Origin of the sequence: Nitrosophilus labii, assembly GCF_014466985.1 — a bacterium.
Classification (GTDB): domain Bacteria; phylum Campylobacterota; class Campylobacteria; order Campylobacterales; family Nitratiruptoraceae; genus Nitrosophilus_A; species Nitrosophilus_A labii.
Map to the genome: position 1 here is coordinate 468,742 of NZ_AP022826.1, position 25,961 is coordinate 494,702.

The window sequence follows — 25,961 nt, forward strand, 5'->3', positions numbered from 1 at the left end:
AGGCAAAAAGCCTCTTATTTTTGAACTATTTGAATGATTTTTTCTACTACGCTAGGATCTTCTAAAGTTGAAGTATCTTGTTTAATCTCTTCGCCTTTTGCGATTGCTCTTAAGATTCTTCTCATGATTTTACCGCTTCTTGTTTTTGGAAGTCCAGGAACAAAAGCTATTTCGTCAGCTTTTGCCAAAGGCCCTATATCTTTAGTGATAACTTCGTTGATCTCTTTTGTGAGTTCAACTTCGTCGGCTAAGCCTTCATCATCTTTTAACACTACAAACGCAAAAACACTTTCTCCTTTAACTTCGTGAGGTTTTCCTACAACCGCACACTCTGCGACTCTTGGATGGTGCCCTATGGCGGCTTCGATCTCGGCTGTTCCTAAGCGATGTCCGCTAACATTTATAACATCATCCATACGTCCAGTTATCCAGATATAGCCCTCTTCATCATAGATAGCACCGTCACCGCTAAAATATACAGGTTTTCCATCTTTTTTACAAGTTCCAAAATAGCTCTTAACAAATCTATCAGGGTCTCCCCAGATAGTTCTTATCATACTAGGCCAAGGTTTTGTAATACACAGATATCCTTTTTCATTAGGCTCTTTTTTATTTCCTTCTTGGTCGATGATTTCCGCAAAGATTCCCGGAAGAGAGAATGTAGCAGAACCAGGTTTTATAGGAGTTGCTCCAGGTAGTGGGCTTATCATATGTCCTCCTGTTTCTGTTTGCCACCAAGTATCTACTATAGGACATTTTCCGCCGCCAACTTCGTTAAAATACCATAGCCATGCATCTGGATTTATAGGCTCACCAACGGTTCCAAGGATCCTTAGGCTTCTTAAATCATACTTTTTAGGTTCATTTTCTCCAAGTTTATGTAAAAGTCTAATAGCAGTAGGGGCTGTATAGAATTGATTTACTTTATACTCTTCAATCATTCTCCACCATCTACCTGGATCAGGATATACTGGAACTCCTTCGTACATCATTGTAGTGGCACCCGCGGCCAAAGGTCCGTAAACGATATAAGTGTGTCCAGTTATCCAGCCTACATCTGCCGTACACCAGTATGTATCTTCATCTTTTATATCAAAAACCCACTCCATAGTCAGTTGTGCCCAGAGAATATATCCTGCCTGTGCATGCTGAACACCTTTTGGTTTTCCCGTACTTCCTGAGGTATAAAGCAAAAATAACGGATCTTCGCTATCCATTATTTCAGGTTCACATTTTCCGCTTTCATTTTGGATAAGCTGATTATAATCATAGTCACGACCTTCGTGCCAATCAATCTTTTCGTTGTTTCTTCTAACAACCAAAACAGCTTCTACGCTTTCACAATCTTTAGCTAAAGCTACATCAACAACTGGTTTTAAAAGATAAGGTTTTCCTCTTCTATATGCGCCATCAGCGGTGATAACAAGTTTTGCCTTAGCATCGACTATCCTATCTCTTAAGGCCTCGGCGCTAAATCCACCAAAAACAACAGAGTGAATCGCTCCGATTCTAGCACAAGCTAGCATCGCAAAAGCCGCCTCAGGTATCATTGGCATATAGATAACGACACGATCACCCTTTTTAATGCCAAATCTGTTTTTTAATAGATTTGCAAATCTGTTAACTTCGTAATATAGCTCAAGATATGTGATAACTCTTTTATCTCCAGGTTCGCCTTCCCATATAATGGCGGCTTTGTTTTTTCTTTTTTCCAAATGTCTATCTATACACTGATAACTGACATTTAGTTTTCCGCCTACGAACCATTTGTAAAAAGGTGCGTTTGAATCGTCCAAGACCTTTTCAAAAGGTTCTACCCAATCAATCTTTTCTTTTGCAAATTTAGCCCAGAATCCTTCATAATCTTTTTCGGCCTCTTTTACCAAATTCCAGTATTCGTCCATACTTTTTATTTTGGCTACTTTTTTTATCTCTTCACTAGGATCGAAAATAGGTACTTGTTCCATAACTCCTCCTTTATTAAATGGTTTTAACTGTTTTTTAATTTCAAAAAGATCATAGCGCTCATAAGCGCGTCGTTAAAGGCATTGTGTGTTTTAAGCTTAGGTATATTTAGCTCTTTCAAGATTGTATCAAATCTCAGGTCTATAAAACCTTGCGGTATAACTTTTTGTTTATAATCGTAATAAAGCCCCGATACTTCTATCTTTTTATTGGGCAACTTAAATCCGAAATACTTTTTTAAATACCTATCTATAATTTTGACGTCAAAATCAAGATAGTAACCCACAAGAGGTCTGTTTTTGACAAAATATAAAAATCTCTCTATTGCCTCTTTGGGCTCCATAGCATCTTTAAGGTCGCATTCTCTGATTTTATGAATTTTTATACTTGTTTTATCAATCTCATTTTGCGGTTTGATTTTTATATGCATCGACTTACCTGTTAAGATTTTGTTATCTTTTATCAAGATAGCCGCAATTGACAAAATCTCATCTTTTCTAGGGTCCAGACCGGTTGTTTCGGTATCGATGGCCACATACTCGTCAGGTATATCCTCATTGAATATAAACTCAAACCTTTTATCTTTGAGCCTTTTTTTGTAAAACCATCTTTTCAAATCCATTAAGTAACCATATCTAATCTAAAATGGTATTTAATAAACTTTTTAAATTTATCTACTATTTTAAAGGAATCCTTAAGAATATCCCTTTCAATTTTTGTCAATTCTTCAGTTTTTATCTCATTAATAGCTTCACCTCCTTTTTCGATGTTTTCGATAGAAGCTTTGAGTCTAAAACTTTGAAGCGTTTCAAAAGCTTCTATAAGATCTTCGGAAAACTCTCGATCGATAATGTTTAATCTACTAATCTCTTTGATTCTTTGTATTGTATTTGTCTCTTTTATTCTAAATTGCAAAGACAAGACTCTAACACCATGAACTATAGGAAAAATCCCACCCTTTTTTAAGTCTACTTTTTTTTCTTTGTCGGTCAAAAAAGTGTTAAAAAATCCTAGAGGAGTGGAAAAAGACAATATAGGTTTAGCCATATTGGATAGATAGGAGAAATTATCACTTACTCTCTCATATATTATATTTTTTAGATTTTCCAAACTCTCTTTTTTTCCATAAACAGATTTTGCATCCAAAAATATGGAAATTTTCAAAAAACTCTCTTCACAAGGATTTTCTATCCAGTTTAGAATATCTTCTTTAAATTCTGTCTCATATTTACACCAGTATGGATTTGAAATCATTATATTGCCGGGACACTTTGGGTATCCTAACTCTACTAACGCTTCGCTAAATTTTTTAGCTCTGTTTAAAATAGTCTCTTTTGGAGCCCTGTCTTTTATAATAAGTGCGTTATCTTGATCAGTTCTTAGAAGCTGCTCGCCTCTACCTTCACTACCCAATACTATCAAAGTACAATCATTGCAATTATTAAAAATTAGTTCGAAAACTTTTCTGTATAATTTTTGATGCAACTCATCCATCAATTTTGATAGATACCTTATCTTAATCCCTTTATGGTATAAAATCTTTACCATATCAAAAAATCTTTCACTAAGTTTTTTTAGCTCATCCAAAGTTTGAACGTTTTCAAGATTTTTTGAGATCAGATAAGATTGATTAGAAAAGAAACTTAAAACTTCAGTAATTTCTAAAGTGCCTATTATATTGTTCTCTTTAGTTACTACAAGATGTTTTATACCGTGATTTGTCATTTTCAAAAGGGCATTGAATAAAAACTCATCGTAATTGATTGTTATTGCTGGGAAACTAGCCAATTTTTCAATCGGCTCGGTTGCAGAAATATTTTTTAAGATCGCTTTTCTCAAATCCTTGTCCGTAAAGACTCCGTAATTTTTACTTTTTCGTACTATTAAAACTTGAGTCTTTTTCTCTTCCATAATCTTTATAGCTTCAAAAATTGAACTATTACTATCAATAATCTGAGCTCTATTTAAAATGGTATCTTCAATCTTTGCGGACAAAAATTCGCTTATCGTTTTTGTTCTGTTTTGTTCTTTAATTTTTTGAAGTTTATGAGAAATACCTAAAAAAAAGTAGTTTTTGAAATCTTTAGAACTATTTATGGCTTCTAGGAACGCCTCTTTTTTTATCTCGTAAGTTATAGTCTCTTCAATAGTCTCAAACCTGTTTTCACTTTTTTGATCTATCAACGTTTTGGCGTCAAACCCTTCTAAATCTTTATAGATATCTACTATTTCCTCATCTTTATCAATCTCTTTGACTGTACCTTTTAATATGATGTAGTAAAAGTCGGCAGAGTCGCCATAATCGATAAGAACACTGTTTTCTTTGTAATAACCTATTTGGGTTGAAGAGGCGATCTTATCTAAAAGATCACTGCTCAATGTATCGAAAGGATGAATAGATTTTAAAAACTCTTTTATCTCTTCCATCTTTTATCCTTAAAGCGGCAAAAAGCCGCTTTAAAATTAGTGTGAAGAGGCTTTTTCGGCGCCTATACCGGTTTGAGCTCTGATATATTGAGCTTCAAACTTTTCTCTCTCTTCCTGAGCCTCTTTTGAGTTGTCGATCTTAGAGAAGAACCATATACCTATGAATGCAACCGTTACTGAGAAAAGGGCAGGATACTTATATGGGAATATCGGCTCTGGATTTCCTAGAACACTTACCCATACTGTCGGCCCAAGTATAACCAATACTATAGCCGTAAGCAAGCCTAAAAGACCGCCTCTAAATGCACCTTTGGTAGTTAAGCCTTTCCAGTACATAGACAAAAATAGAACAGGGAAGTTTGCACTTGCGGCTATCGCAAAAGCAAGTCCAACCATAAAAGCGATATTTTGTTTCTCAAATGCGATACCAAGTAAAATTGCCAGTACGCCGATAACTAAGGTAGCTATTTTTGATACTTTCATTTCGGTTATTTCGTCAACTTGTCCACGTTTAATAACACTTGCATATAAATCGTGTGAAATTGCCGAAGCACCAGCTAGTGTTAGGCCAGAAACAACGGCCAAAATTGTTGCAAAGGCTACAGCTGAGATAAATCCTAAAAAGAAGTTTCCGCCTACTGCGTGAGACAAGTGAATAGCTGCCATGTTGTTACCGCCAAAAATCTTACCGGCAGCATCAAGATATTCTGGATTTTTCATAACAAATACTATAGCACCAAAACCTATTATGAAAGTTAAAATATAAAAATACCCAATAAAGCCCGTAGCGTAAAATACCGATTTTCTTGCTTCTTTTGCATCAGCAACTGTGAAAAATCTCATTAAGATGTGTGGAAGTCCGGCAAGACCAAACATTAAAGCCATACCAAGTGAAATTGCCGATATCGGATCGCTTACAAGTCCACCTGGAGACATTATTTTAGCGCCATCTGGATGGGTGTTTACAGCCTCTTTGAAAAGAGCCTCAAAACTAAATCCAAAATGAGCCATTACCGCTAGAGCAATAAAAGTTGCACCTGCAAGCAACAGTACCGCTTTGATTATTTGGACCCAAGTTGTTGCAAGCATTCCACCAAAAGTTACGTACAAAATCATCAAAACACCGACTATAATAACCGCAAATGCGTAATCTAGTCCGAAAAGTACTTGTATAAGTTTTCCAGAACCAACCATTTGCGCTATAAGATAGAGTAGAACTGTCGCTATTGAACCAAAAGCGGCCAATGTTCTTGTTTGTCCTTGCTGAAGCCTATAACTTACAACGTCTGCAAAAGTGTATTTACCCAAGTTTCTTAATTTTTCTGCGATTAAAAACATCACAAATGGCCAACCTACTAAAAATCCTATAGAGTAGATTAATCCATCATATCCTTTTAGATATACAAGACCCGATATACCTAGAAATGAAGCGGCACTCATATAGTCGCCAGCAAGTGCTAGACCGTTTTGAAATCCGGTTATCCCGCCGCCGGCAGTATAAAAGTCTTTTGCGGTTCTTGTTCTTTTAGCCGCCCAATAGGTTATCCCTAGCGTAGCGGCAACAAAAAGCAAAAACATTACAATTGCAGAAACGTTTAACTCTTTTTGACCGCTAACGTCTGCAGCGCCTGCAGCGAAGGCAGAAATAGCGAATAAACCAACTATTAACCACTTTTTCATAGTTCATCCTTTATGGAATCATGAAGTTCTTTTGTAATAACATCAAACTCTTTATTCGCTTTGTTTACGTATATACCCGTGAGCGCAAACGCAAACACGATTATTCCGATACCTACAGGAATACCGACGGTGGTCACCCCGTCTCCAAGAGGTTTTCCTAAAAGCGATGGCTCAAAGGCGATAGTTAAAATGAACGCGTAATAGCCGATCAATAAAATAATCGCCATTGTCCACGAAAACTTCTCTCTTTTTTCTATAAGTTCCCAAAGTCTTGGATTGTTTTTAAGCTTTTGTAATATTTCGGTTTTCATATCTACTCCTTAGAAGTTATAGTTGGCGATAAGTCTATATTCGTTCCAGCCTAGGTCGTTGCCGCTGGAGTTTTCGTAGAAGTTTCTAGGGAAGTTGCCTCTAAATCTTAGTTGTAGGTTTTTGACGTTTTTAGGATAGTAGATAAAGTCAAAACCTGCTTCCGTTGCTGTCCACGAGTGATTAGGAGAGTATGCGTTATTACTACCTACGTCAAATGAGGTATAATAGAGGGTAGTTTTAAGATTTATACCAAAAGAGTTCCATTTATAAGTACCGGCTACTTTCCATGCGTCCGTATCGGCAAAGAACTGATGTCTAGTAACCATACCTTGAGTGAAAGCAGGCATACCTCCCCAAGGGGTTATAATACCTCCATTTACTGCTGCATTAGTATTAGAGTCTGTTGTTGAGTAAGCTCCGTAAACGGTTAAGTTGTTATAACTACCGCCTACTTTAAAGCCTATATAACTTGAGTCTACCTTTCCGGCATAACTGTCGCCTACATCACTTTCATTAATATATTGTAAAGCTGCAAAAGGTTTTATATCTTCACTTAATAGAGAGTTCCATTTAAAATCGGCTTGAAGGTAGATTGCGTTTAGTATATCATAAGCATAGTAATCCCAAGCTTGTAAAGTAAGGTTTTTAATACCTTTGTAGATTATAGCGCCCGCAGTAACCCCGTCTGTTTCCGTTCCTATGGCGTACCATCCCATATCTTCGAATCTTCCTATACTGGCATTTGGGTTTGCACCGTAACCTGCCGTTAGGGCTAAAGCGGTAGAGCCTCTGTATTGGTTAAAGAATGTTCCGGGAGCAACTTTTGTAACATGAGCCGCAACCAAAGTTGTATCCGGAAGGTCTGTATTTGTTAAGACATAAGCTTCAAAAAGAGTTGGTATCATTCTTGCATCATCAGCTGCTGCAAGAGGGGTATTGAGTTTTTGGCGTCCTGCTTTTATTGAAGTATTGCCATTTTTGTACTGAATATATGCTTCACCTACAAAAGAGTAGCTATCACCATTGTCACCAAGTATTGATGTATGGACTTTAGCCGGGTCTGAGCTATTAAGACCGAAATCATTGTCACTATAGAGACCTATTCCGGCACTAAAGCCTTTGTAATCTGCAGTTTGGTAGTGTAAATCTACTCCAACTGCAAAAGCACTGTAGTCAGTTTTAGCCGATTCAAGGGCTCCTTGCCAGTTTCTATCGATATAAAAAGCTCTTACGTGACCATTTAAAGTTCCGTTTTTAAAAGCTTCGTCTAAACTGTCCGCCGCAAAACCAGATGTTAGCAAAGATGCTGCCATTAAGGATAAGGCGATTTTCTTCATATCTACTCCTTAAAATTTGATTTTACTATTATTGTAAATGTCTTTAGTAGCATAAACGTAGCAATAATAGTTTAAAAGGTTTAAGATTAAAAAAAATATGTAAAGTGTGTAGAGTTGAAGCGCTATTTTTCTATTTTGTATCCGAGTCCTCTGATGTTTATAATAAAATCTTCTTTAAGAGTTTTTTTTAATCTACTTATTTCTGCTCTAATTGTAGGGTTATCAACAAACTCATCACGATAGACATATTCTCTAAACAAATCAAAATCCACGACCAAACCTCTGTTTTTTGCAAGTAGATCAATGATCTGGAGTTGCCTTTTTGTAAGCTCTACTGGGGATTGTTCAAAATAGAGAGTCTTTTTTTCTATGGAGTAACTGTAGTTTTTGCTTAAAACTATATGTTTTTTGTTTTCTATCTCTTTTGAGATTTTTTCGATCCTAATCTCAAGCTCTTTTAGATGAAAAGGTTTTTTTATATAATCTTTACAGCCAAGTTCAAAGGCTTTTGTTATATCTTCAATATCCGTTAAAGCACTAATAAAGATTGTGGGGATGTATTTATGCTTTTTTTTAAGAGTCTCAAGAAGTTTAAAGCCGTCTAAATCTGGAACGTTTATATCTAAAATCAGCAAGTCAAAACTCTCTTTTTCTACTATCTCAAGTCCCTCTTTTCCGTTAAAACAGATTTTTACTTCATGGCCAATTTTTTGTAGGTATCTATCTATAGATTTGCACAAAATTATCTCATCTTCAAGCAAAAATATTTTCATCTCTCTCTTTCAGTATATATTTAAAAATATTGTAACCGTTTTTATATGTTAGTTCGATCTTAAAGCCGTATTTATCGCAAATCTCTTTTACTAAAGCTAGACCCAACCCAAAACCGCCTTTAGCGTCGTCTTCTTTGTAAAACTGCTCAAAAATGTTTTTTGTCTCTTGTATCTTTTTTGATTTTGTAGCTATCTCAAATATTATATCTTCATCTTTATAAAGTTTTATGTAAATAGTGCTTTTTGGATAGCTGTACTTAATAGCGTTTGACAAGTTGTTATCAATTATTCTTTGAAGCTCTATGGAGTTTATAGACAGCTTTAGATTTTTTTCGATTGACGCTTCTATTTGTAGCATATTGCCTTTTGCCACCTCTTTAAAGAAATCTATCCTATTTTTTAAAAAGGTAGATATATCAACCGGCTCTTTTTTATATTCGACTCTATCTTTTTTAAGCATATAAGCTAGATCGTTATAGATATTGTGGATGATTTTTATGCCCGATTCTATATTTGTGATCTCTTGATTTTTTATATTTTCCATTTTTAAAAGATCAATATTTGCAAGTATTATACTAAGAGGCGTATTTATTTCGTGAATAGCCGTTTTTAAAAATTTATCTTGTGCTTTTAGGAGTGATTCGGTTAACTCTTTTGAGCGTTTGAGTTCTAAGTTTTGGATATGTAGTTTTTTCGTTTTTTGTAAAACCTTTTCTTCTAACGTTTTGTTTAGTTCTTGAAGTTTTCTTGTTCGATCTTTAATAATTTTTATCATTTTGTTTGTATATTTGGCAATCTCTTTAAACTCTTCAAAAAGAATATCTTCGGTATATATATATATATTTTTGTTTGCCGCTTCATTAAACCTATCTCTGATCTTTATCAAAGATTTTTCTATTAAAGTAGAAAAGTATCTCATCGTAGTAATTGTTATCAATAAAAGAATAAATGATAGGGTGATAATATTGATTATATATTTAATCATTTTATCTTTATAGGCTTGTTCTTTGTTTTTGATAAATTTTTCTATCTCGTCTAAATATACTCCGGTTCCTACCATCCAGCCAAAGGGTTCGTAGGATTTGGCGTAAGAGATTTTTGGTGCTAAAACGTTAGCTATAGGTTTGTTCCAGACATACTCTACATATCCCCCTTCTGGTTTTCTTGAAACTTCTATAAGCTCTTTTATAACTTTTTTGCCGTTTGGATCTTCAAAATCAATCAGATTCTTTCCTTTGTTTTGTTTTAGTATCGGATCGGCTACGTTAATACCCTCGAAGGTATAGATAAAAATATATCCCGTTCCGTCTCTTTCGTTTCTCATATACTCAATAGCATCTATTATCTCTTGTTTTACTTCCGAAAGTGGTTTGTCTCTGTTTTTGGAGTGTTTATAAGCGATAAACTTTAAAGCTCTTAGAGTCTCTTTTTTTATAAGATGCTTTTGTTTTTTGATATACTCTTTTTTAAATCTAGCTATCTCTTTTTGAAACTCTTGATACTCTTCAAAAACTATTAAAGCCGTAAAAAGTGACACAAACAAGATGAAAAGAGAAAGCATAAAGTATTTTAGTTTAACGAAACTAATACTTTTAAAAGGATTCAAAACACTCCTTTTTAAAATATGGAAACGATAATAGCTTAAAATTTACTAAACTTTTTCTTTATAATAATATCATAAAAGTAAAAGTTGTGATTATTATCTAACCTCTTATTTACATTTATTGACTTTTTGCAATAAGGGAATTTTTATGGCTTTTGTAAACTGTCCCATTTGTCAAGACAACTTTTTTAGCATTCATCTTTCAGCTTTTCAAGCTGCTTTTTCTTTTGATGTCTGATAGACATTCATCGGTCTGTTATAGTTTAAAGATGAATGCATTCGATTGAAATTGTAAAATTTGATGTAGTTTCGTATGCCTGTTCTGAGTTCCTTAACGTTGCTATATTCCCTGAGATAGATCTCTTCATATTTGAGTGTTCTAAAGAAGCGCTCTATTGCAATGTTATCGATACTTCTTCCTTTAGAGTTCATAGAGATTGTGATGCCATACTTTTTTAAAAGTTTGGTATGATTATCACTTGTATATTGACTTCCTTAATCTGAATTGAAGATTTGGGGTACTCCATGTATATCGATAGCATCTTGAAGTGTCTGTGTCACTAATGATACATCTATAGTGTGTTGGAAAGCCTCCACGATAGCAAGGCTTTAGAGTGCCAATCGATAATGGCGCATAGATACATAAAGCCACCCTTGACTGGGATATAGGTAATATACCACTCCACACTCTATTTGGTCTATCCACAACTACTTGACCTTTATCGTTTTAAAGGCTTTCAAAGAGTAAGGATAGATTGTGTGCTCTTTGGCTTTGGTGCTGGTTTGTTTCTTTCTTTTAGGATAAATTGCAGCAATTCCTAAAAGTTGCATCAATCTATGTACTTTATTATGACCTATATGCCAACCTTCCTCTTTGAGCCTAGCGTGGATTCTACGATAGCCATAGGTTGCAACATCGGTATATATCTCATCGATACGGCGCATAATCTTCAAATCGTATTCGCTTATTCCTTTTGGTTTATAGTAAAGTGTGGAGCGATTGAGACCCAAAAGTTCACATTGTCTCGTCAAAGAGATGGTTTTAAGCTTGGACTCGACGAGACTTTTCTTACTTGATAAGTCCAAGCTTTTTAGTTTTCCCACTGCCCAGTCTCTTTCTATTGTGGTCTTTCCTAAAGTTTTCGCTAAAACTTCATTCTCAATTTCTAGCTCTTTTATCTTTTCTCTATACTCTTTTGTAGCCTCTGCGATATCGAATGCCAAAGAAGCGTTTTCTAAAAACTTCTTCTTCCATTGGTTGAGTGTTTGAACGCTGATACCATATTTACTTGCTATCTTTGCAGCAGGCTCCTCATCTTTTCATAGCTCCAATACTACTTTGGTCTTAAACTCTGCGCTATAGCTTTTTTTCTTTTTGCTCATCTTTAGCCCCTTTCTTTTTCCCTCTTATCATTTTAGCTAATTTGAAGCTCCTTATTAGATTTTGTTGTCTAAAATTTTAGGGGCATTATAAAATCCGGGCTGATATGTTATCAAGAACAGGAGGTAATGAATTTACTATCATTGCATCCAATACAGATTTATCTCATGCAAAAAATTTGATTATAAAACTAAAAAATAAGTTGGAAAGAGATGGCATTAAAGATATTCATGAAAAAATCTGCTGCAGCTTCGGAATAACGGAGTATAAAAAACGTGAAAGTAAAGAGGAGTTCTTTAAAAGAGCCAATAAAACTCTTTATATCTCGAAAAAAAGGAACAAAACAGAATATCTTTTTTATAAATAATTATTCTAAGTTCTCTTTTTCAACCAATATTTTATCTAGGATTTCAAAAACTTTTTTACTACCTTCCTCCATCTCTTCTAAAGCCGCAATTAATTCATCAAATGAATAATCTTTACCCGTAAATATCAAATCAAAAATATTCTTAGTACCCTTATGAACTATCTCATGAGGAGTCTCTAATAAATCAAAAGATGGTACGGTTGAAAAAAACTCTTTTCCCTCTCCTTCATAATACCACTTTCCCAATCTACACTCGTGAAAATCCACATAATCAAAAACCTGTTCATTTTTTATTACGGAAAGATAGGTATTTACTTTCCATATAATATGATCTAATTTAGCCAAACTCATAAAAATTCTATTTGATATTTTAATAATTTTATCAAATGTTTTATTTACACTAATATTTATTTCTGAAAGCTCTCTTCTAAAATTTTCAATCTTTAAATCTATTTTTTCTATCTTTTCGCTCACTTCAGTAGCGATTACATCAACGTCGTTCATCTCCTCTTTCATAGTCTTTATAATTTTGTCAACTTCTCTAACCGCCTTTTGCGTTCTATCAGCAAGATTTCTCACCTCTTCTGCAACTACTGAAAATCCTTTTCCAAACTCACCGGCTCTTGCAGCCTCTATAGCCGCGTTAAGAGCTAGAAGATTGGTTTGTTCGGAGATCTCTTTAATCAATGAAAGTATTCTATCTACCTCTTCGGTTCTTTCAAAAAGTTCTTGTACGCTATTTTTAGATTTATATGCTGTTGAATTAAGCACGTTTGTATCGTTCATTATAGAGGTTATGCCCTCTACTATCTCGTTAAATTTGTTATTTAAATCGGTAGCGGAATGGATGGTGGTTTTGGCTTCATTAACAGATTCTGCAATATTTGATTGAATATCTACAAGACCAAATTTTAGATTTTCGTTTTCCAATTTACACAACTCTTTAAAATCCTTTTTAGTATCTATATTTTTCAATTCTTTACTCGTTAGACTACTTTTTAGCTCTTCGTTCTCATTTTTTAGTCTGTTATTCTCATCTTTAAGTTTTTCAATAACTTTTTCGAGCTCTTTTTCTCTTTTAGAAAAAAACATATTTAATCCTTAATTTTCCAAATTATAGAAAATTATAACAAATTTACTTTAAAATTTTTAAAAATATTTTGTTATACTATGAAAAATATTAACAAAGGAGTTATGTATTATGAAAATATCAAACGAAGGAATATTAACTCAACTTGGATACAATATAGACGAAAAATCAACGAAACAGTTAGAAAATATTGAAAAAAATACACCAGGCTTTGAAAATATCAAAAAACATATTGTGGCTTTAAACGATCATTTAAAACATCTATCTTCATATGTTGCCATGTCAAATTCTAATCCTTATTTTAAAATTAAAATCGATACTGAAAATAAAGAGTTTATAGAAGAAGCTAAAGATATCATAAACAGATGGGCTCAAAAATATAACGTAAATCTTCAAAAAGTTCAAAATAAAGAGACATACTACATATTGGGAATACAAAAGTAGTTCATTCTCTAGCATCTGCCAAAGTAAGAGCAAAAAGCGGATTTGCTTTTTGCTTTACTACTTCATAGGCTTCTTTTAAGGTAAGGCCGGTAGTTACAATATCATCAATAATAATTACATCAACGCTTTGCGGACCAAGATAGTTAAAATTTCTTGGATTTTCCACTCTATATTGATAGCTCCTGACTTTCGCGTTATCTCAGAAACGTCAAGATTCAAATTAGCAAATGCCCTAAAATAGGGGCTTTCATGGGACAAAAAAATAAAAAATGTGTGCCTCAAAGAGAAATAGGCTAAAATTTCTATATGGGCTTAAGAGTAAGAAAGAAGAAAAATAGAAGCGGAAGTGTTAGTATCGTTATTGTTGATAGGACTAATAGAGGGTATAAGGTTGTTGAAACTATAGGATGCAGTAAAGATGAAAATAAGATAGAGCAGTTATATCAACAGGCACTCCAAAGAATTGATGAATTAGAGCAAAATCTATTTACAACAATAGAAGATAGAAAAAAAGAGCAACTAAAGACTCTTCTTGCACAAATTACTAATGAGAGTTTTATATCAATAGGTGATGAACTTATATATGGGAAACTTTTTAAGCAGATTGGATGTAATAAGATATTTGATAAACTAAAAAATATTAGAAACAAACAACAAAAACTCTTTTTATTCAAATCACTTGTAATCTCAAGACTACTTTATCCAGGAAGTAAACTCTATTTGATAGATTATTTGTACTACTTCAAACGACAAGAGATAGAAAAGGATAGGATATATCGTTTTTTAGACAATCTCTATAGTGAAGAGATAAAACTGGAAATAGAGCGGTGTGTGTTTGAACATACTCTTAAAGTAGTTAAAAATCAGCTTATAGTGAGTTTTTATGATGTTACTACTTTGCACTTTGAGAGTGAAAGTGAAGATGATTTAAGACGAATTGGTTTTTCTAAAGAGGGAAAACTTAACCGTCCCCAATACAGCTTGGACTTCTAACAACAATTGAAGGATATCCATTAGCTTATGAAGTATATGAATGGAACAAATTTGAAGGACATACAATTATAGATGTATTGGAGAAATTTCAAAAAAAGTTTCTATTATCCCATAAGCCTATAGTTGTTGCTGATAGAGGGATGTTGAGTAATTGCAATCTTATAGAACTCTCCAAAGCTGGATACCAATATATTATTGCTGCACGAATAAAGAGTTTAAAAGATTCACTCAAAGAGAAAATTACAAATCTTGTTTTTCTTTCAGATATGGACACAAAAGAGATTTTATTGGATAAAGAACTTATTTGTAAAGAAAAGAATAAAATAAAAGATAAAGAGACTATAAAACAAAGATTAATTCTTTCATACTCTACACAAAGAGTAAAAAAAGATAGATATTTAAGAGAAAAAGCCTTTAAAAAACTAAAAGAGAAGATAGAAAAGTCAAATAATATCACAAAGTCCGATTTAAAACTCTCCCATTATGCAAAGTTTTTAGATTTGGATGAAAATTGTAAAATCGAGTTTAAACTTAATCTTGAGAAAGTAACTCAAGATGAAAAACTTGATGGAATCAAAGGATTCATTACTAATAATTTTTCACTCAAACATCAAGAAATTATAGAACATTATAAAAACCTTTGGCATATTGAAAAAGCGTTTCGTATCTCTAAAACAGATCTTAAAATCAGACCAATCTACCATTCAATAGCTCATAGAATAAAAGCTCATATCCTTATATCATTTGTTGCCTATGCAATCTATATGGAGTTTGAAAGAAAGCTCAAACAAAATAATGTTACTCTACCTTTTTCAAGAAAAATTTTAGAGACCGTTCATAATTTTGTGTCACCGATAGTTCATAGGATTATATCATAGCTCGAGAGCTTTCTCGAGTCTTCCTTCAAAAAATATAGCCAATTGGGAGAGAGTAAGACTCCAGTTTCTAATTGGCATTGTCCACTTTTTTTGAGCATTCTGAATACCAAGATAGAGCAGCTTTAAAAGGCTGTTTTCATTGGGAAACGCTCCTTTTGTTTTAGTAAGTTTTCGAAACTGTCGATGGACAGATTCTATGATATTTGTAGTATAGACGATACGACGGATATCTTCAGGATATTTGAAATAATAGGAGAGATTTTCCCATTTATTTCTCCACGAGTTGATAACAATGGGGTATTTTTTGCCCCATTTCTCTTCAAGCCGATCCAATTCCGTTTCGGCAGCCTCTTTGGATATTGCCTGATACACTTTTTTAAGGTCTTTCATGAACTCTTTGGAGTCTTTAGAAGCTACATATTTAAGGGAATTTCTTATTGTCCTCGGCTTCGCCTGCGGGGTTGTCGCTTCGCTCGGACGATGAATAATGCAAAGTTGCACTTCGGTCTTAGGAAATATTGCATTGATAGCCTCTGAAAACCCTTTGAGTCCATCCACTGATAATAAGTATATCTTCGACTCCTCTATTGTTTAAATCTGTTAAAATAGATAGCCAGAAATTGGCACCTTCAGACTCTGATAGATAAAGTCCCAATATCTCTTTTTTGCCTTCCAAATTTACTCCAAGAATAGTATAAACAGCTTTATTAACATATTTACCATTATCTTTGATTTTATAGTGTATTGCATCAAGCCAAATGAAAGGATATACTGCCTCTAATGGTCTTTGCTGCCACTCTTTTAACATTGGAATAATCTTATCTGTAACAGCACTAATAGTGGCTTTGGAAAATTCAATACCATAAAGTTCTTTAATATGCTGGGCTATCTGGCTATAGGAGTTTCCAAGAGCATAGAGTAATAGTATTTTCTGCTCTATTTGATCGCTCATATAAGTTTGATACTTTTTAACGATTTGAGGTTCGAATGTCCCTTTTCTATCTCTTGGAACCACTAGTTCAAACTCGCCAACTGAACTCTTCATTGTTTTTGAAGATTTGCCATTTTTGCGGTTTTTTATCTCTTTAGCTAGATGTGATTCAAGTTCTGCTTCTAAAGCAGCCTCTGTGAGTTGTTTAATAAGTGGTGCAAGTACTCCATCTTTGCCATCTATTTTTGCTCCAGCCTTGATAGCCTCAAGAGCTTCATTCAAATCGAAGTTTTCCATATTGTGTCTCTCCTTTAGATTATTTTATTCTATCGGATTGACACAAAATTTCTAACGCTCCCAAATTTTAAGGGATATGATCAAACATATTTTTGCTATTGAACTTGATGATGAAACAATCCCTTTGAATCTATCCAAAATTCAACAGCAAATTTTCGATGCAATTTGCTCTGATTCATAAAAATCTTATTTGTGTTCCTTATCGAGAAAGTCAGGAGGGAAGAAAAAGGGGATAAATTATAAAATCTTATGCAAAGTGGTGGCTGTTTTCATCCACTCTTTAAGCTCTTCCCAACTCTCTTCTTCTATAAGTTTTTGTGCATATTTGAGCTCTTTTTTGAAAACCTCAATGGATAGCAGAAGATTTTCTCTATTTTGTTTGAAAATATCCGTCCACATGTTTGGGGAACTTTTTGCAAGGCGGCTCATATCTCTAAAACCGCCTGCAGCAAGAATCAAGATACTTTTTGGATCTTCTTGCTTGAGTACGCTGTTTGCTAATGCGTAGCTGATGGCATGAGGAAGATGGCTTATAAATGCTGCATGTTTGTCATGTTCTTTTGCATCCATATAAACTATCTGCATACCTATATCAGTAAATATCTTTTCGGATAGCTTTTTCTGTTTTTCTCCACTATCTTCTATATTGCATAAAACCAGTATTTTATCTTTGTAGAGTCCTTTAAATGCAGCTTCAGGGCCGAACTTTTCAGTTCCTGTCATAGGGTGTGCTGCTACGAAGTTTTTTCTTATCTTTTTAGGAACATTTTTTACAATTTTCTCTTTTGTACTTCCTAAATCTATGACAGTAGTATTCTCGTTGATATCGATAAGTTTGTTTAAAGCTTCTATTATGCCTTCTACGGGAATAGCCAAAAATATTACGTCACATTTTTTTATATCATCAAAGTCAACAATTTCATCTATGAGGCCTAGTTTCAACGCCTCTTTTTTATGTTCTTCGTTTTTATCATATCCTAAAACTTTCTCTATAAAATCTAACTCTTTCAGTTCTAAAGCCAATGAGCCTCCCATAAGCCCTAAACCAACTATTCCAGCAGTCATGGTAACCTTTAAAAGTAAAATTAGAAGACATTATTATAACTAGCCTCGCTTTTAATCAAGATTAATCAAAATATTGGTAAACTAAGGCCTATAATAAATCTTGTTAATCCTAAGGTAAATTAATGAAAAAAAGTGTTTGGTCTTTGTTACTATTATCCTCTTTGATTCTACAAGCTAAAAACATAAAAGAGATTAAATTTGAAGGGCTTATTCATCTATCTTCAACTATCGCGGAAGAGATAGTCGGACTTCATCCTGGCAGTGAACTGGATATAAAAAAAATAGATATAGCTATAAAAAAATTTTATGAACAGGGCTATTTTAAAGATATTTGGGTAACGGAAGAGGATGGAATTCTAACTTTTCATTTTGTTGAAAAGCCTATGATCTCTAAAATAGATGTTACGGGATATTTAGAGAGCAAGAAAGAGGAGCTTCCTCAGATTTTAGGTATTAAAAAGGGCGATATTTATGATGAGGAGAAGATAGAAGAGGCCAAACTTAAAATCATACAAAAAGCGAGAGAAGAAGGTTACTACGATACTGTAGTTGAGGTAGAGACGAAAACTTTGCCAAATGGAAGTATAGAAGTCGATTTTCTAGTAAACAAGGGTGAAAATATTATTATTAGAAAACTAGAAATTTGTGGTTTAAGGGCTTTTGATAAAGATGAGATAGAAGATATCGTAGCAAACAGAGAACGCGACTTTTTTGGTTGGATGTTGGGATTTGACGACGGTAAGCTAAAAATGGATCAGATAGAATATGACAGTGCTAGGATCAAAGACCTATATATGAGAGAGGGGTATCTAGATGCTAAAGTGAGCAATCCATTTTTAAGAGTGGATTTTAACACTTATAACGCTAAACTTCTTTATCACGTTAAAGAGGGAGAACCTTATACTGTAGAAGATATAAAGATATTTTTGACCCAACCGGTTATAGAGCCTAAAAAACTTTTGGAAGAGATGAAACTAAAAAAAGGAAAAATATTTAACATAGAAAGATTAAGACGCGATATGCAAAAAATTAAAGAGCATATTGCAGATCTTGGGTATGCCTATGTTAGGGTAATTCCTGATTTTAAAAAAAATTCTAAAAATCATACAACTATAGTTGAATATACTGTAATTCCTGGAAAAAAAGTATATATTCATGATGTTATAATCTCTGGCAATCAAAGAACTTTAGATAGGGTAATAAGAAGAGAGATCTACCTAGCGCCTGGAGATCTTTATAGTTTAACAGATTTGAAAGATTCCAAAAACGCTCTTAAAAGAACAGGTTTTTTTCAAGATGTAACTATCGAGGAGAGACGTGTAAGCGAAAATGAAATTGATCTTTTGGTAAAAGTTAAAGAGATGCCAACAGGAAATATAATGGTTGGTGGTGGTTACGGCTCTTATGAAGGCGTAATTTTAAATGCAAGCATATCTGATAGAAACATATTTGGTAGTGGAATAAATACCTCTTTATCAGTTGACTACTCATCTAAATCATTAAGATTTAATTTTGGTATCTACAATCCTAGAATTTTTGATAGCGATTACAGTTTAAGTCTTAATTTCTATAATACTACGTATCAATCGTACGACTATACCCAAAAAAGGAAGGGTGCTTCTGTAGGATTAGGTAAGCAGTTATCAAGATATCTTAGAGGTTCTGTTACCTACAAATACGAAGAGAATGAGTTAAGTGATGTAACTTTTGATAGTATATATTTTCCGGAAGGAAAATATATAAAAAGTGCTATTGTACCTGCATTTTATTGGGATAATACTGATGATTTTTATGTTCCAAGACACGGTATCGCCTCTTCTGTATCTGTTGAGTATGCAGGAATAGGAGGAGATGATAAATATTTGAAAAGTTATGCAAAATTTGCTTATTATTATGGTCTTGAAGATATTATAGACTATGATCTTGTATTAAGATATAAAGCAAGAGTAGGCTATATATCTGATCTTGGTTATCTACCTGTAAACGAAAAATTTTATATAGGTGGAATAAGAAGCGTTAGAGGATACTCTTCTGGTTCTATTTCACCCGTAGATACTGAAGGCAGACTTATCGGGGGAAAACAGACTTTTTCCAACTCTATAGAAGCAAGTATTCCTTTGATAAATTCTGCAAGAATGAGACTTACATTTTTTTATGATTACGGAATGATAGGTGAAGAGAGTTTTAACGAAATTTCAAGAAGCGGTGCTGGGGCTGCAATAGAGTGGCTTTCTCCTATGGGACCTATACAGCTTATTTTCTCGACACCGCTTAATGACAAACCTGGTGATAGAACCTCGAGTTTAGAATTTAGTATGGGTACGAAATTTTAAAAAATGCTAATAAAAAGAGGTGATGAAGTGATAAGATAATGGTGAGGAAAGTTCTCTTTATTTTGTTGCTTTATCACTTTGTGGTTTTTCAAAAATGATAGCAAAGGGTGCCGGTTTTTCTAAAGATTTGATCTCCTCTTTTGCAAGATATAGCAAAGAGTCAGACTTGATCTTAAGTACTCCTTTTTTATACTCAATTTCAAATTTAGGACAACTCATATCTTTGTTTATAACTTCTGCTAGGGTTAGTATAAAGCTAAGCCAATTTAATATATGAATGGGTGGTAGAAGTTTTTTAAAATCTTTTATAAAACTATTTCCAGGAAGCTTTTTTTTGTGAAATCTAACCAATGTTGAAATCAATACTATATCTTTGTGCGTAACTCCATATTCGAGATCATTTAAAATAATATATGAACTATGTTTGTGATGTTCGTAAAAATCTATCTTTATCCCGATATTTGAAAGTTTTGAGGCTATTAGTAGATGTTTTTCATATTCTCTTTTTTTGTCAAACTCTTCAAACAGAGTATTATAAATTTTTGAGGCATTTTTGTAAAAACATCTACTTGCTTTTTTGTTTAAACAGAATCTATCTAAAAGACTTTTTACACTTGGATTGAAGTTTTTGGGGAGCGAAAAATTTGTGTTTCGAAGAAGATCGTACAAGAAAAATCCCTCTCTTACTCCTACTCCACTTGTGATAACTTTTTGTGCTTTAATATATTTTAATACTTCTACAAAGATTAAAACACCTTCTTTTATAGTATCGTATCTATCTTTTTTTATATAATATTTTTTTAGTTTTCCTGTAGGTGCAAAAATAAGTTTTTCAAGATACTTTTTCTCACTATTAAGTTCATATTCGAAACCGTGCAGTTTATCTAAAGGATATTCGTTTTTTTGCATTATCGATTTAGATAAAGCTCTTATAGTACCGCCTATGCCTATCGCAGTATGTTCTATAAAAGTTTTAGGTACTTTTTTGAGCTCTTCTTGGATAAAAGATATAGCTTCCTTAAAATCTAAATTTTTATCAAAAAAGAGTTCTTTTAATCTAACTGTTCCGAGATTCAATGAGACTGTTTCTATAATTTTTGAATCTTTGATCAAGGCAAGTTCAGTAGAACCGCCACCTATATCTATGGTTATTCCGCTGTTAATAGGCAAAAGATTAGAAGCAGCAATAGCTCCTAAAAGAGCCTCTTTTCTTCCGTCAATTACTTTTATATTGAGTTTAAGCTCTTTTTTAACTCTGTTAAGAAAAACATTTTTATTTGGGGCATCCCGAAGTGCAGAAGTAGCAACACATAAAATTTTTCTTGATTTCAAAGCTTTTGCTATATTTAAAAACTCTTTTATAGCGTTAAAAGCCCTTTCCATAGCATGAGGTTGAAGTAAACCGCCATTTTCATAGGCTCCTTCACTAATCCTTACTCTGCTTTTTACTTCTTCAATGAGATAAAAACCAAATCTACTGGTTCTCTCGATTATTATCATTCTGGCTGAGTTAGAACCGATGTCAATTATTGCGGTTCTTTTAGCCATTAATCTTCTTTTTCTTTTATAATTTGTTCATATTTGAGTTTAAGTTCCGCTATTGTTTCCATGTTATCAGGATCAGGTACAATGCACTCTACTGGACATACCGCTATGCAAGCTGGTTCATCGTAAAATCCTACACATTCCGTGCATCTGTCTGGATCTATTATATAGATTGGATCACCTTCTTCGATAGCTTCTGTCGGGCACTCTTCTCTACAAGCGTCACATGCAATGCACTCATCAGTAATCATTAAAGACATTAAAACCCCCTCTATATAAATTAAATATCGCAAATTTATATCTGAAATAAACTTAATAAAAAATTAAATCAATAAAACAGAACAAAAAGTGAGATTTAACAAATAGGGCAAGCAAGAGTAGAAGGTATTATTAATGTAGCAACAGCACCTTTTTTATCTTCTCTGTTTTTGATCTCTATTGTAGCACCCATTGCATCTGCTGCACTTTTTGCTAAGAAAAGCCCTAGTCCTACACCGCTTTTTTCACCGCTTCTTTTAAAGGGTGCAAAAAGATCTAATTTTTCGTCTATTCCAGGTCCTTCGTCAATAACTTCGATTTTCAATCCATCTTCTACTGGGTTACTTTTTAAAACAATTTTTCCGCCTTCAGGAGTAAACTTAATCGCATTTTGTATGAAATTTTGCAAAATATGGTTAACAAGTGTAGGCTGAATCATTGTTTTATATTTTTCCGGTTTTAGTTTTATTATAAGTTCCTTGTTTTCTTGTTCTGCTAAAAGCTTATAGTTGTTTGCTTTCTCTTTTAAATAGTTTATAACGTCCATCTCAACTGGCGGTTCGAAATGATCACCTTCTTGTCTTCCTATTTTTAGAACATTTTCGATCATTTTATTCATTTCGTTGATTGTTTTTATATTGAGTTTTATAGTATCTATATACTCTTCTGGACTTCTTTTTTTAATGAGAGTTACTTCATTTTTTAGTTTCATGACTGCCAAAGGAGTTTTGAGTTCATGAGCAACTCCTATAAATAACTCTTTTTGGTATTTTACAAATGTTTGTATTCTGTTTATAAGCATATTTATAGAGCGTCCGAGTGGTTGAAACTCAACAGGAAGATTTTCAATTTTAATCGGTTTTAACATATTTTCGTTCATATCTGCTAGTTTTTTCGTAAAGTTGGTTATATAGGTAGTTAGCATTTTTGAGATTAAAAAAGCGTATATAATGATTAAAGCAAAACCTAAAATATTGGCAAATATTATAATTCTGTGAATTTTGTTTAAGAGATGAGATATGGAAGTAATATTTTTCGTAATTTTTAAAAACGTCTGTTCTCTAAAATTGTAAGGGTAGTAGAGTATCGCGTAAACCTGTTTATTTTTTTTTAAAACTGCAAAATGTATGCTATTTATATTAGGAGGTTTTGATATTACTTCTACATGAATATCTAAAGTATTTTGAAGATAAAAACTATCTATTTTGTCTCCGGCGTGTTGGTTTGGAATATTTGTTACTATATATTTTGCTTGTCTTATTAATCCCTCTTCTAGTTCTTGGTATAAAGAGTGTCTAATGTAGCTGTATAAAATGGTGGAAAATATGGCAATTAGTGCGGCCGAAGCCAGCACTAACTGCCATATAAACTTTCCTCTTATGCTCCTCTTGGAAAGCAAAATCTATAACCTCGTCTTCTAACCGTTTCTATTGTAGTTATTCCTAAAGGTTTATCTAGTTTTTGTCTTATTTGGTTAATCGCAACTTCTATAACGTTTGGAGTTACCAGTTCAGGTTCTTCCCAGATAGCGTCAAGAAGCTGCTCTTTAGATACAATTTGGTCTTTATGCCTTGCAAGATGTGTAAGAACCTCAAAAGGTTTTCCTTTAAGTTCTATTTCTTTATCTTTGTAGGTTATTTTTTCTTCTTCGGGGTTGATAATTAGATCTTCGATTTCGATAATATTGCTTCCTCCAAACCTAAGTCTAGCTTCTATTCTAGCTATCAAAACATCAAAATCAAAAGGTTTTCTTATGTAATCATCTGCTCCTGCTTTAAGTGCTTCGATTTCGCTCTCTTTATCGTCTCTAGCAGACAATACCAAAACAATAGTTTTTGGACTACTCTGTTTTACTTGTGTTACAAGCTCTAAACCGCTTCCGTCTGGTAACATCCAGTCAGCTAAAATCAGATCATAGTTTCTAATATCTAAATAGTATAATGCATCTTTGAGATTTTCCGCAACATCACTTTGATAACCAAACTCTTTTAGCCCTTCCGCAAGAGTTTTATTAAGCGTTACTTCATCTTCTACTATTAAGATTCTCATTGTACCCCTTTATTTTATTTTAAATTTAAGCGAGATTATATCACAATTTTAGAAAAATTTAAAGAAAATTTCAACTTTTTTTAATCTTTTTTATGAAATAGGTTATACAGTGGAAAATTTTTTAGAAGTTTTTTTCTAAAACAATTCCAACACTGCAGTTTTTGAGGATATCTGGTTTTTTTAGTGAAGTTTTAATGGAGGTTATTTGAGGATATAGTTTTTTTAGATTGTCAGTTAAGCTTTCAAGAGCCTCTTCTATTAAGTAAAATCTGTTTTTTTTGATATGTTGTACGGTAAAATCTGCAATTTTTGTATAATCTACAAACTCCTTATTTTTATAGTTGTACTCTATCTCCATATCTATAACGATTTTTTGTTCTTTTTCCCTCTCAAAATCAAGAATCCCTATAATGGTTTCAAATTCTAGATTTTCTATCACTATTTTCATACTGCGGCTTTCTCCTCTCGTTTTATGAGTCTGACTATGTTCGGTATATGTTTGTAAACTACGATCGCAGCTATTAATAATATAGGAGCGTGGGATTTAATATGAGGTATTTCAGGGTGAATTATAAAACTTGAGATAATTAAAACAAAAAGGCCACTTAGTGATGCCAATGATGAGATTTTTGTAGTTTTTGCAGTAATTGCCCAAGCTACAAGAGCCAATAAAGTCTCAATTGGAAGCATTAACAGCAGTACCCCAACACCTGTAGCTACTCCTTTTCCACCTTCAAATTTCAAAAAAGGGCTAAAACAGTGTCCAAGTACCGATAATACAGCTATTGCCCATTGGGCTGCGTATGAGAGTCCTATCGCCTTTGCCAAAAGAATTACGACGACCCCTTTTAAGGCATCTAAAATGACTGTCGCGATAGCCAATTTTCTTGCTAATTTTGGATCCTTTTCCTTAAGTACTCTTAATACGTTTGTAGCTCCTATACTTTTGCTACCTGCCTCTTTGATATTGGTACCAGTAAAGGTCTTGGCTAGAATTAGACCAAATGGTATGCCTCCTATAATATATGCCAATATATAAAATTGAACGTTGATATTTGTAAAAAAATCCATTTTTAACCTTTCAAATTTATAAACTCTTGTTTTTGCCTGTATGTAAGTTTAAAAAATTTCAGATAATTTTAGCTAAAATAACATAATATTATGATTATAAAAAAGTGCTGATTAGCGAATATACGCTTAAAGCAAACACCACTATAAAGGATGTATGTGAGTGATATAAAAAGTATGCAAGAGGAGATCAAACAACTCAAAAAAGAGCTTTCCGTTACGATAGTAGCACACTATTATCAAAAAGATGAGGTGTTTGAAATTGCAGATATTACAGGGGATAGTTTAGAGCTTGCAAAAAGATCCAAAGAGAGTGATAGCGAATTTATACTTTTTTGCGGCGTTGGTTTCATGGGGCAAAGTGTCAAAATACTAGATCCAAAAAAAAGAGTTGTAATGCCAAGAATAGCATGTTGTGCTATGGCAAGAATGATAGATTCTACATATTTTGATCAATCAGTCGAGTATATGATGGAATACGGGATAAAAAAAGAGGATATTTTGCCTGTAACTTATATAAACTCTGGTGCGGAAGTAAAAGCTAAAGTGGGTAAAATGGGCGGTATGGTATGTACTAGTAGTAGTGCCAAAAAGATAATCCAAAAGGCTTTGGAAACTGGGAAAAAAATCCTTTTCGTTCCAGATAAGTGCCTAGGGCAAAATATAGCATGGATGATGGGACTTAAATCTTGCGTTATAGGCGAGGGAGGATGCGATCCAAAAGAGGCTGATATCATCTGTTTCAATGGTTTTTGTTCGGTACATCAGCTTTTCGAAGTCGAAGATGTAGAGTTTTACAGAAAGAGATATCCTGGGATAAAAATAGCTGTTCACCCTGAGTGCAAACCTGAAGTTTGCAAAGTAGCGGATTTTGTTGGTTCTACAAGTCAGCTTCTTCATTATGTAAAATCTTTGCCGATAGAACAAAAAGTTGCTGTAGGAACTGAGTACAATTTTGTTCATAGACTAAGAGAAAAAAATACCTATGTTCTTTCTTCAACAAAACCTGAATGCCCTACTATGAACGAAACCACTTTGCAAGATGTAGTGGATGTTTTGAGAGCCATCAGGGATAACAAGCCGTTCAACGAGATTTTTATAGAAGAAGATACTAGAAAATGGGCAAACATAGCATTAGAGAGAATGTTTGAGTATTACAAATAAA

Annotated in this window: 21 protein-coding genes and 3 pseudogenes; 5 read left to right on the forward strand and 19 right to left on the reverse strand. The window is 33.4% G+C overall.

The annotated features are described in order from the left end of the window. Positions 1-14: 14 nt before the first annotated feature. The 9 genes and pseudogenes from acs to NIL_RS02460 form a co-directional block, all read right to left on the reverse strand. Positions 15-1,967, reverse strand: a complete 1,953-nt coding sequence (gene acs, locus NIL_RS02420; RefSeq protein ID WP_187648045.1) for an acetate--CoA ligase — start codon at positions 1,965-1,967, stop codon at positions 15-17. A gap of 23 nt (positions 1,968-1,990) precedes the next feature. Continuing rightward, positions 1,991-2,587, reverse strand: a complete 597-nt coding sequence (locus NIL_RS02425) for a 3'-5' exonuclease (RefSeq protein WP_187648046.1) — start codon at positions 2,585-2,587, stop codon at positions 1,991-1,993. Beyond that, positions 2,587-4,392 (reverse strand): putative nucleotidyltransferase substrate binding domain-containing protein, encoded by a 1,806-nt coding sequence (locus NIL_RS02430; RefSeq protein ID WP_187648047.1) that lies wholly within the window; start codon positions 4,390-4,392, stop codon positions 2,587-2,589. The genes NIL_RS02425 and NIL_RS02430 overlap by 1 nt, the downstream gene beginning before the upstream one ends. Before the next feature lie 36 nt (positions 4,393-4,428). Continuing rightward, positions 4,429-6,072 carry a cation acetate symporter gene (locus NIL_RS02435; protein WP_187648048.1) on the reverse strand — a complete coding sequence of 548 codons (1,644 nt, stop codon included), beginning with the start codon at positions 6,070-6,072 and terminating at the stop codon, positions 4,429-4,431. Next, a complete protein-coding gene (locus NIL_RS02440; RefSeq protein WP_187648049.1) occupies positions 6,069-6,383 on the reverse strand; it encodes a DUF485 domain-containing protein in 315 nt (104 codons plus the stop codon). The genes NIL_RS02435 and NIL_RS02440 overlap by 4 nt, the downstream gene beginning before the upstream one ends. 9 nt (positions 6,384-6,392) lie before the next feature. Continuing rightward, positions 6,393-7,721: an OprD family outer membrane porin gene (locus NIL_RS02445; RefSeq protein WP_187648050.1), complete on the reverse strand. Its 1,329-nt coding sequence runs from the start codon at positions 7,719-7,721 to the stop codon at positions 6,393-6,395. 122 nt (positions 7,722-7,843) lie between these two features. Further along, positions 7,844-8,494, reverse strand: a complete 651-nt coding sequence (locus NIL_RS02450; RefSeq protein ID WP_187648051.1) for a response regulator transcription factor — start codon at positions 8,492-8,494, stop codon at positions 7,844-7,846. After that, positions 8,475-10,100, reverse strand: coding sequence for a sensor histidine kinase (locus NIL_RS02455; RefSeq protein WP_187648052.1), 1,626 nt, complete (start codon positions 10,098-10,100; stop codon positions 8,475-8,477). The genes NIL_RS02450 and NIL_RS02455 overlap by 20 nt, the downstream gene beginning before the upstream one ends. Before the next feature lie 207 nt (positions 10,101-10,307). Further along, positions 10,308-11,480: pseudogene (locus NIL_RS02460) on the reverse strand (IS3 family transposase). A 104-nt stretch (positions 11,481-11,584) separates the two neighbouring features. Between NIL_RS02460 and NIL_RS02465 the strand changes: the two are divergent. After that, positions 11,585-11,845 (forward strand): diguanylate cyclase domain-containing protein, encoded by a 261-nt coding sequence (locus NIL_RS02465; RefSeq protein WP_187648053.1) that lies wholly within the window; start codon positions 11,585-11,587, stop codon positions 11,843-11,845. On the opposite strand, the gene NIL_RS11050 is transcribed toward NIL_RS02465, so the two are convergent. Continuing rightward, positions 11,846-12,937, reverse strand: a complete 1,092-nt coding sequence (locus NIL_RS11050) for a methyl-accepting chemotaxis protein (RefSeq protein WP_187648054.1) — start codon at positions 12,935-12,937, stop codon at positions 11,846-11,848. 109 nt (positions 12,938-13,046) lie between these two features. On the opposite strand from NIL_RS11050, the gene NIL_RS02475 reads away from it, so the two are divergent. Then, positions 13,047-13,379: a hypothetical protein gene (locus tag NIL_RS02475; RefSeq protein ID WP_197972116.1), complete on the forward strand. Its 333-nt coding sequence runs from the start codon at positions 13,047-13,049 to the stop codon at positions 13,377-13,379. 1 nt (position 13,380) lies between these two features. Here the strand turns inward: NIL_RS02475 and NIL_RS02480 are convergent, their stop codons facing one another. Next, positions 13,381-13,545 (reverse strand): hypothetical protein, encoded by a 165-nt coding sequence (locus NIL_RS02480; protein WP_187648055.1) that lies wholly within the window; start codon positions 13,543-13,545, stop codon positions 13,381-13,383. 140 nt (positions 13,546-13,685) lie between these two features. Between NIL_RS02480 and NIL_RS11185 the strand changes: the two are divergent. Continuing rightward, positions 13,686-15,214: pseudogene (locus tag NIL_RS11185) on the forward strand (IS1634 family transposase); the annotation flags it as partial. A 30-nt stretch (positions 15,215-15,244) separates the two neighbouring features. Here NIL_RS11185 and NIL_RS02495 read toward each other — a convergent pair. Next, positions 15,245-16,478: pseudogene (locus tag NIL_RS02495) on the reverse strand (IS256 family transposase). 237 nt (positions 16,479-16,715) lie between these two features. Next, the gene (locus NIL_RS02500) at positions 16,716-17,543 is read right to left on the reverse strand and encodes a prephenate dehydrogenase (protein WP_187648057.1); all 828 of its coding nucleotides are present in this window, start codon (positions 17,541-17,543) and stop codon (positions 16,716-16,718) included. 122 nt (positions 17,544-17,665) lie between these two features. On the opposite strand from NIL_RS02500, the gene bamA reads away from it, so the two are divergent. Next, positions 17,666-19,876, forward strand: a complete 2,211-nt coding sequence (gene bamA, locus NIL_RS02505) for an outer membrane protein assembly factor BamA (protein WP_187648058.1) — start codon at positions 17,666-17,668, stop codon at positions 19,874-19,876. Positions 19,877-19,933: 57 nt separating this feature from the next. Here the strand turns inward: bamA and NIL_RS02510 are convergent, their stop codons facing one another. From NIL_RS02510 to plsY, 6 genes are all read right to left on the reverse strand, one after another. After that, positions 19,934-21,424: a Ppx/GppA phosphatase family protein gene (locus tag NIL_RS02510; RefSeq protein ID WP_187648059.1), complete on the reverse strand. Its 1,491-nt coding sequence runs from the start codon at positions 21,422-21,424 to the stop codon at positions 19,934-19,936. Next, positions 21,424-21,681 (reverse strand): YfhL family 4Fe-4S dicluster ferredoxin, encoded by a 258-nt coding sequence (locus NIL_RS02515; RefSeq protein ID WP_187648060.1) that lies wholly within the window; start codon positions 21,679-21,681, stop codon positions 21,424-21,426. The genes NIL_RS02510 and NIL_RS02515 overlap by 1 nt, the downstream gene beginning before the upstream one ends. A 95-nt stretch (positions 21,682-21,776) precedes the next feature. Next, positions 21,777-23,033, reverse strand: a complete 1,257-nt coding sequence (locus NIL_RS02520) for a sensor histidine kinase (protein WP_197972117.1) — start codon at positions 23,031-23,033, stop codon at positions 21,777-21,779. Positions 23,034-23,056: 23 nt separating this feature from the next. Then, entirely contained in the window at positions 23,057-23,728 is a 672-nt protein-coding gene (gene hsrA, locus NIL_RS02525; protein WP_187648062.1) for a homeostatic response regulator transcription factor HsrA, read from the reverse strand. Positions 23,729-23,849: 121 nt separating this feature from the next. Next, the gene (locus NIL_RS02530) at positions 23,850-24,176 is read right to left on the reverse strand and encodes a dihydroneopterin aldolase (RefSeq protein WP_187648063.1); all 327 of its coding nucleotides are present in this window, start codon (positions 24,174-24,176) and stop codon (positions 23,850-23,852) included. After that, positions 24,173-24,799 (reverse strand): glycerol-3-phosphate 1-O-acyltransferase PlsY, encoded by a 627-nt coding sequence (plsY, locus tag NIL_RS02535; RefSeq protein ID WP_187648064.1) that lies wholly within the window; start codon positions 24,797-24,799, stop codon positions 24,173-24,175. Before plsY ends, NIL_RS02530 begins: the two co-directional genes overlap by 4 nt. Before the next feature lie 174 nt (positions 24,800-24,973). Here plsY and nadA point away from each other — a divergent pair, with 174 nt between their 5' ends. Then, a complete protein-coding gene (nadA, locus tag NIL_RS02540) occupies positions 24,974-25,960 on the forward strand; it encodes a quinolinate synthase NadA (protein WP_197972150.1) in 987 nt (328 codons plus the stop codon). Position 25,961 lies beyond the last annotated feature (1 nt).

Coding starts and splice junctions, on each gene's coding strand:
- NIL_RS02430 (WP_187648047.1), bottom strand. CDS start 4,392: ATGGAAGAGATAAAAGAGTTTTTAAAATCTATTCATCCTTTCGATACA.
- NIL_RS02435 (WP_187648048.1), bottom strand. CDS start 6,072: ATGAAAAAGTGGTTAATAGTTGGTTTATTCGCTATTTCTGCCTTCGCT.
- NIL_RS02445 (WP_187648050.1), bottom strand. CDS start 7,721: ATGAAGAAAATCGCCTTATCCTTAATGGCAGCATCTTTGCTAACATCT.
- NIL_RS02500 (WP_187648057.1), bottom strand. CDS start 17,543: ATGACTGCTGGAATAGTTGGTTTAGGGCTTATGGGAGGCTCATTGGCT.
- NIL_RS11050 (WP_187648054.1), bottom strand. CDS start 12,937: ATGTTTTTTTCTAAAAGAGAAAAAGAGCTCGAAAAAGTTATTGAAAAA.
- NIL_RS02465 (WP_187648053.1), top strand. CDS start 11,585: ATGTTATCAAGAACAGGAGGTAATGAATTTACTATCATTGCATCCAAT.
- bamA (WP_187648058.1), top strand. CDS start 17,666: ATGAAAAAAAGTGTTTGGTCTTTGTTACTATTATCCTCTTTGATTCTA.
- NIL_RS02510 (WP_187648059.1), bottom strand. CDS start 21,424: ATGGCTAAAAGAACCGCAATAATTGACATCGGTTCTAACTCAGCCAGA.
- nadA (WP_197972150.1), top strand. CDS start 24,974: ATGCAAGAGGAGATCAAACAACTCAAAAAAGAGCTTTCCGTTACGATA.
- acs (WP_187648045.1), bottom strand. CDS start 1,967: ATGGAACAAGTACCTATTTTCGATCCTAGTGAAGAGATAAAAAAAGTA.
- NIL_RS02425 (WP_187648046.1), bottom strand. CDS start 2,587: ATGGATTTGAAAAGATGGTTTTACAAAAAAAGGCTCAAAGATAAAAGG.
- plsY (WP_187648064.1), bottom strand. CDS start 24,799: ATGGATTTTTTTACAAATATCAACGTTCAATTTTATATATTGGCATAT.
- NIL_RS02530 (WP_187648063.1), bottom strand. CDS start 24,176: ATGAAAATAGTGATAGAAAATCTAGAATTTGAAACCATTATAGGGATT.
- hsrA (WP_187648062.1), bottom strand. CDS start 23,728: ATGAGAATCTTAATAGTAGAAGATGAAGTAACGCTTAATAAAACTCTT.
- NIL_RS02475 (WP_197972116.1), top strand. CDS start 13,047: ATGAAAATATCAAACGAAGGAATATTAACTCAACTTGGATACAATATA.
- NIL_RS02440 (WP_187648049.1), bottom strand. CDS start 6,383: ATGAAAACCGAAATATTACAAAAGCTTAAAAACAATCCAAGACTTTGG.
- NIL_RS02515 (WP_187648060.1), bottom strand. CDS start 21,681: ATGTCTTTAATGATTACTGATGAGTGCATTGCATGTGACGCTTGTAGA.
- NIL_RS02450 (WP_187648051.1), bottom strand. CDS start 8,494: ATGAAAATATTTTTGCTTGAAGATGAGATAATTTTGTGCAAATCTATA.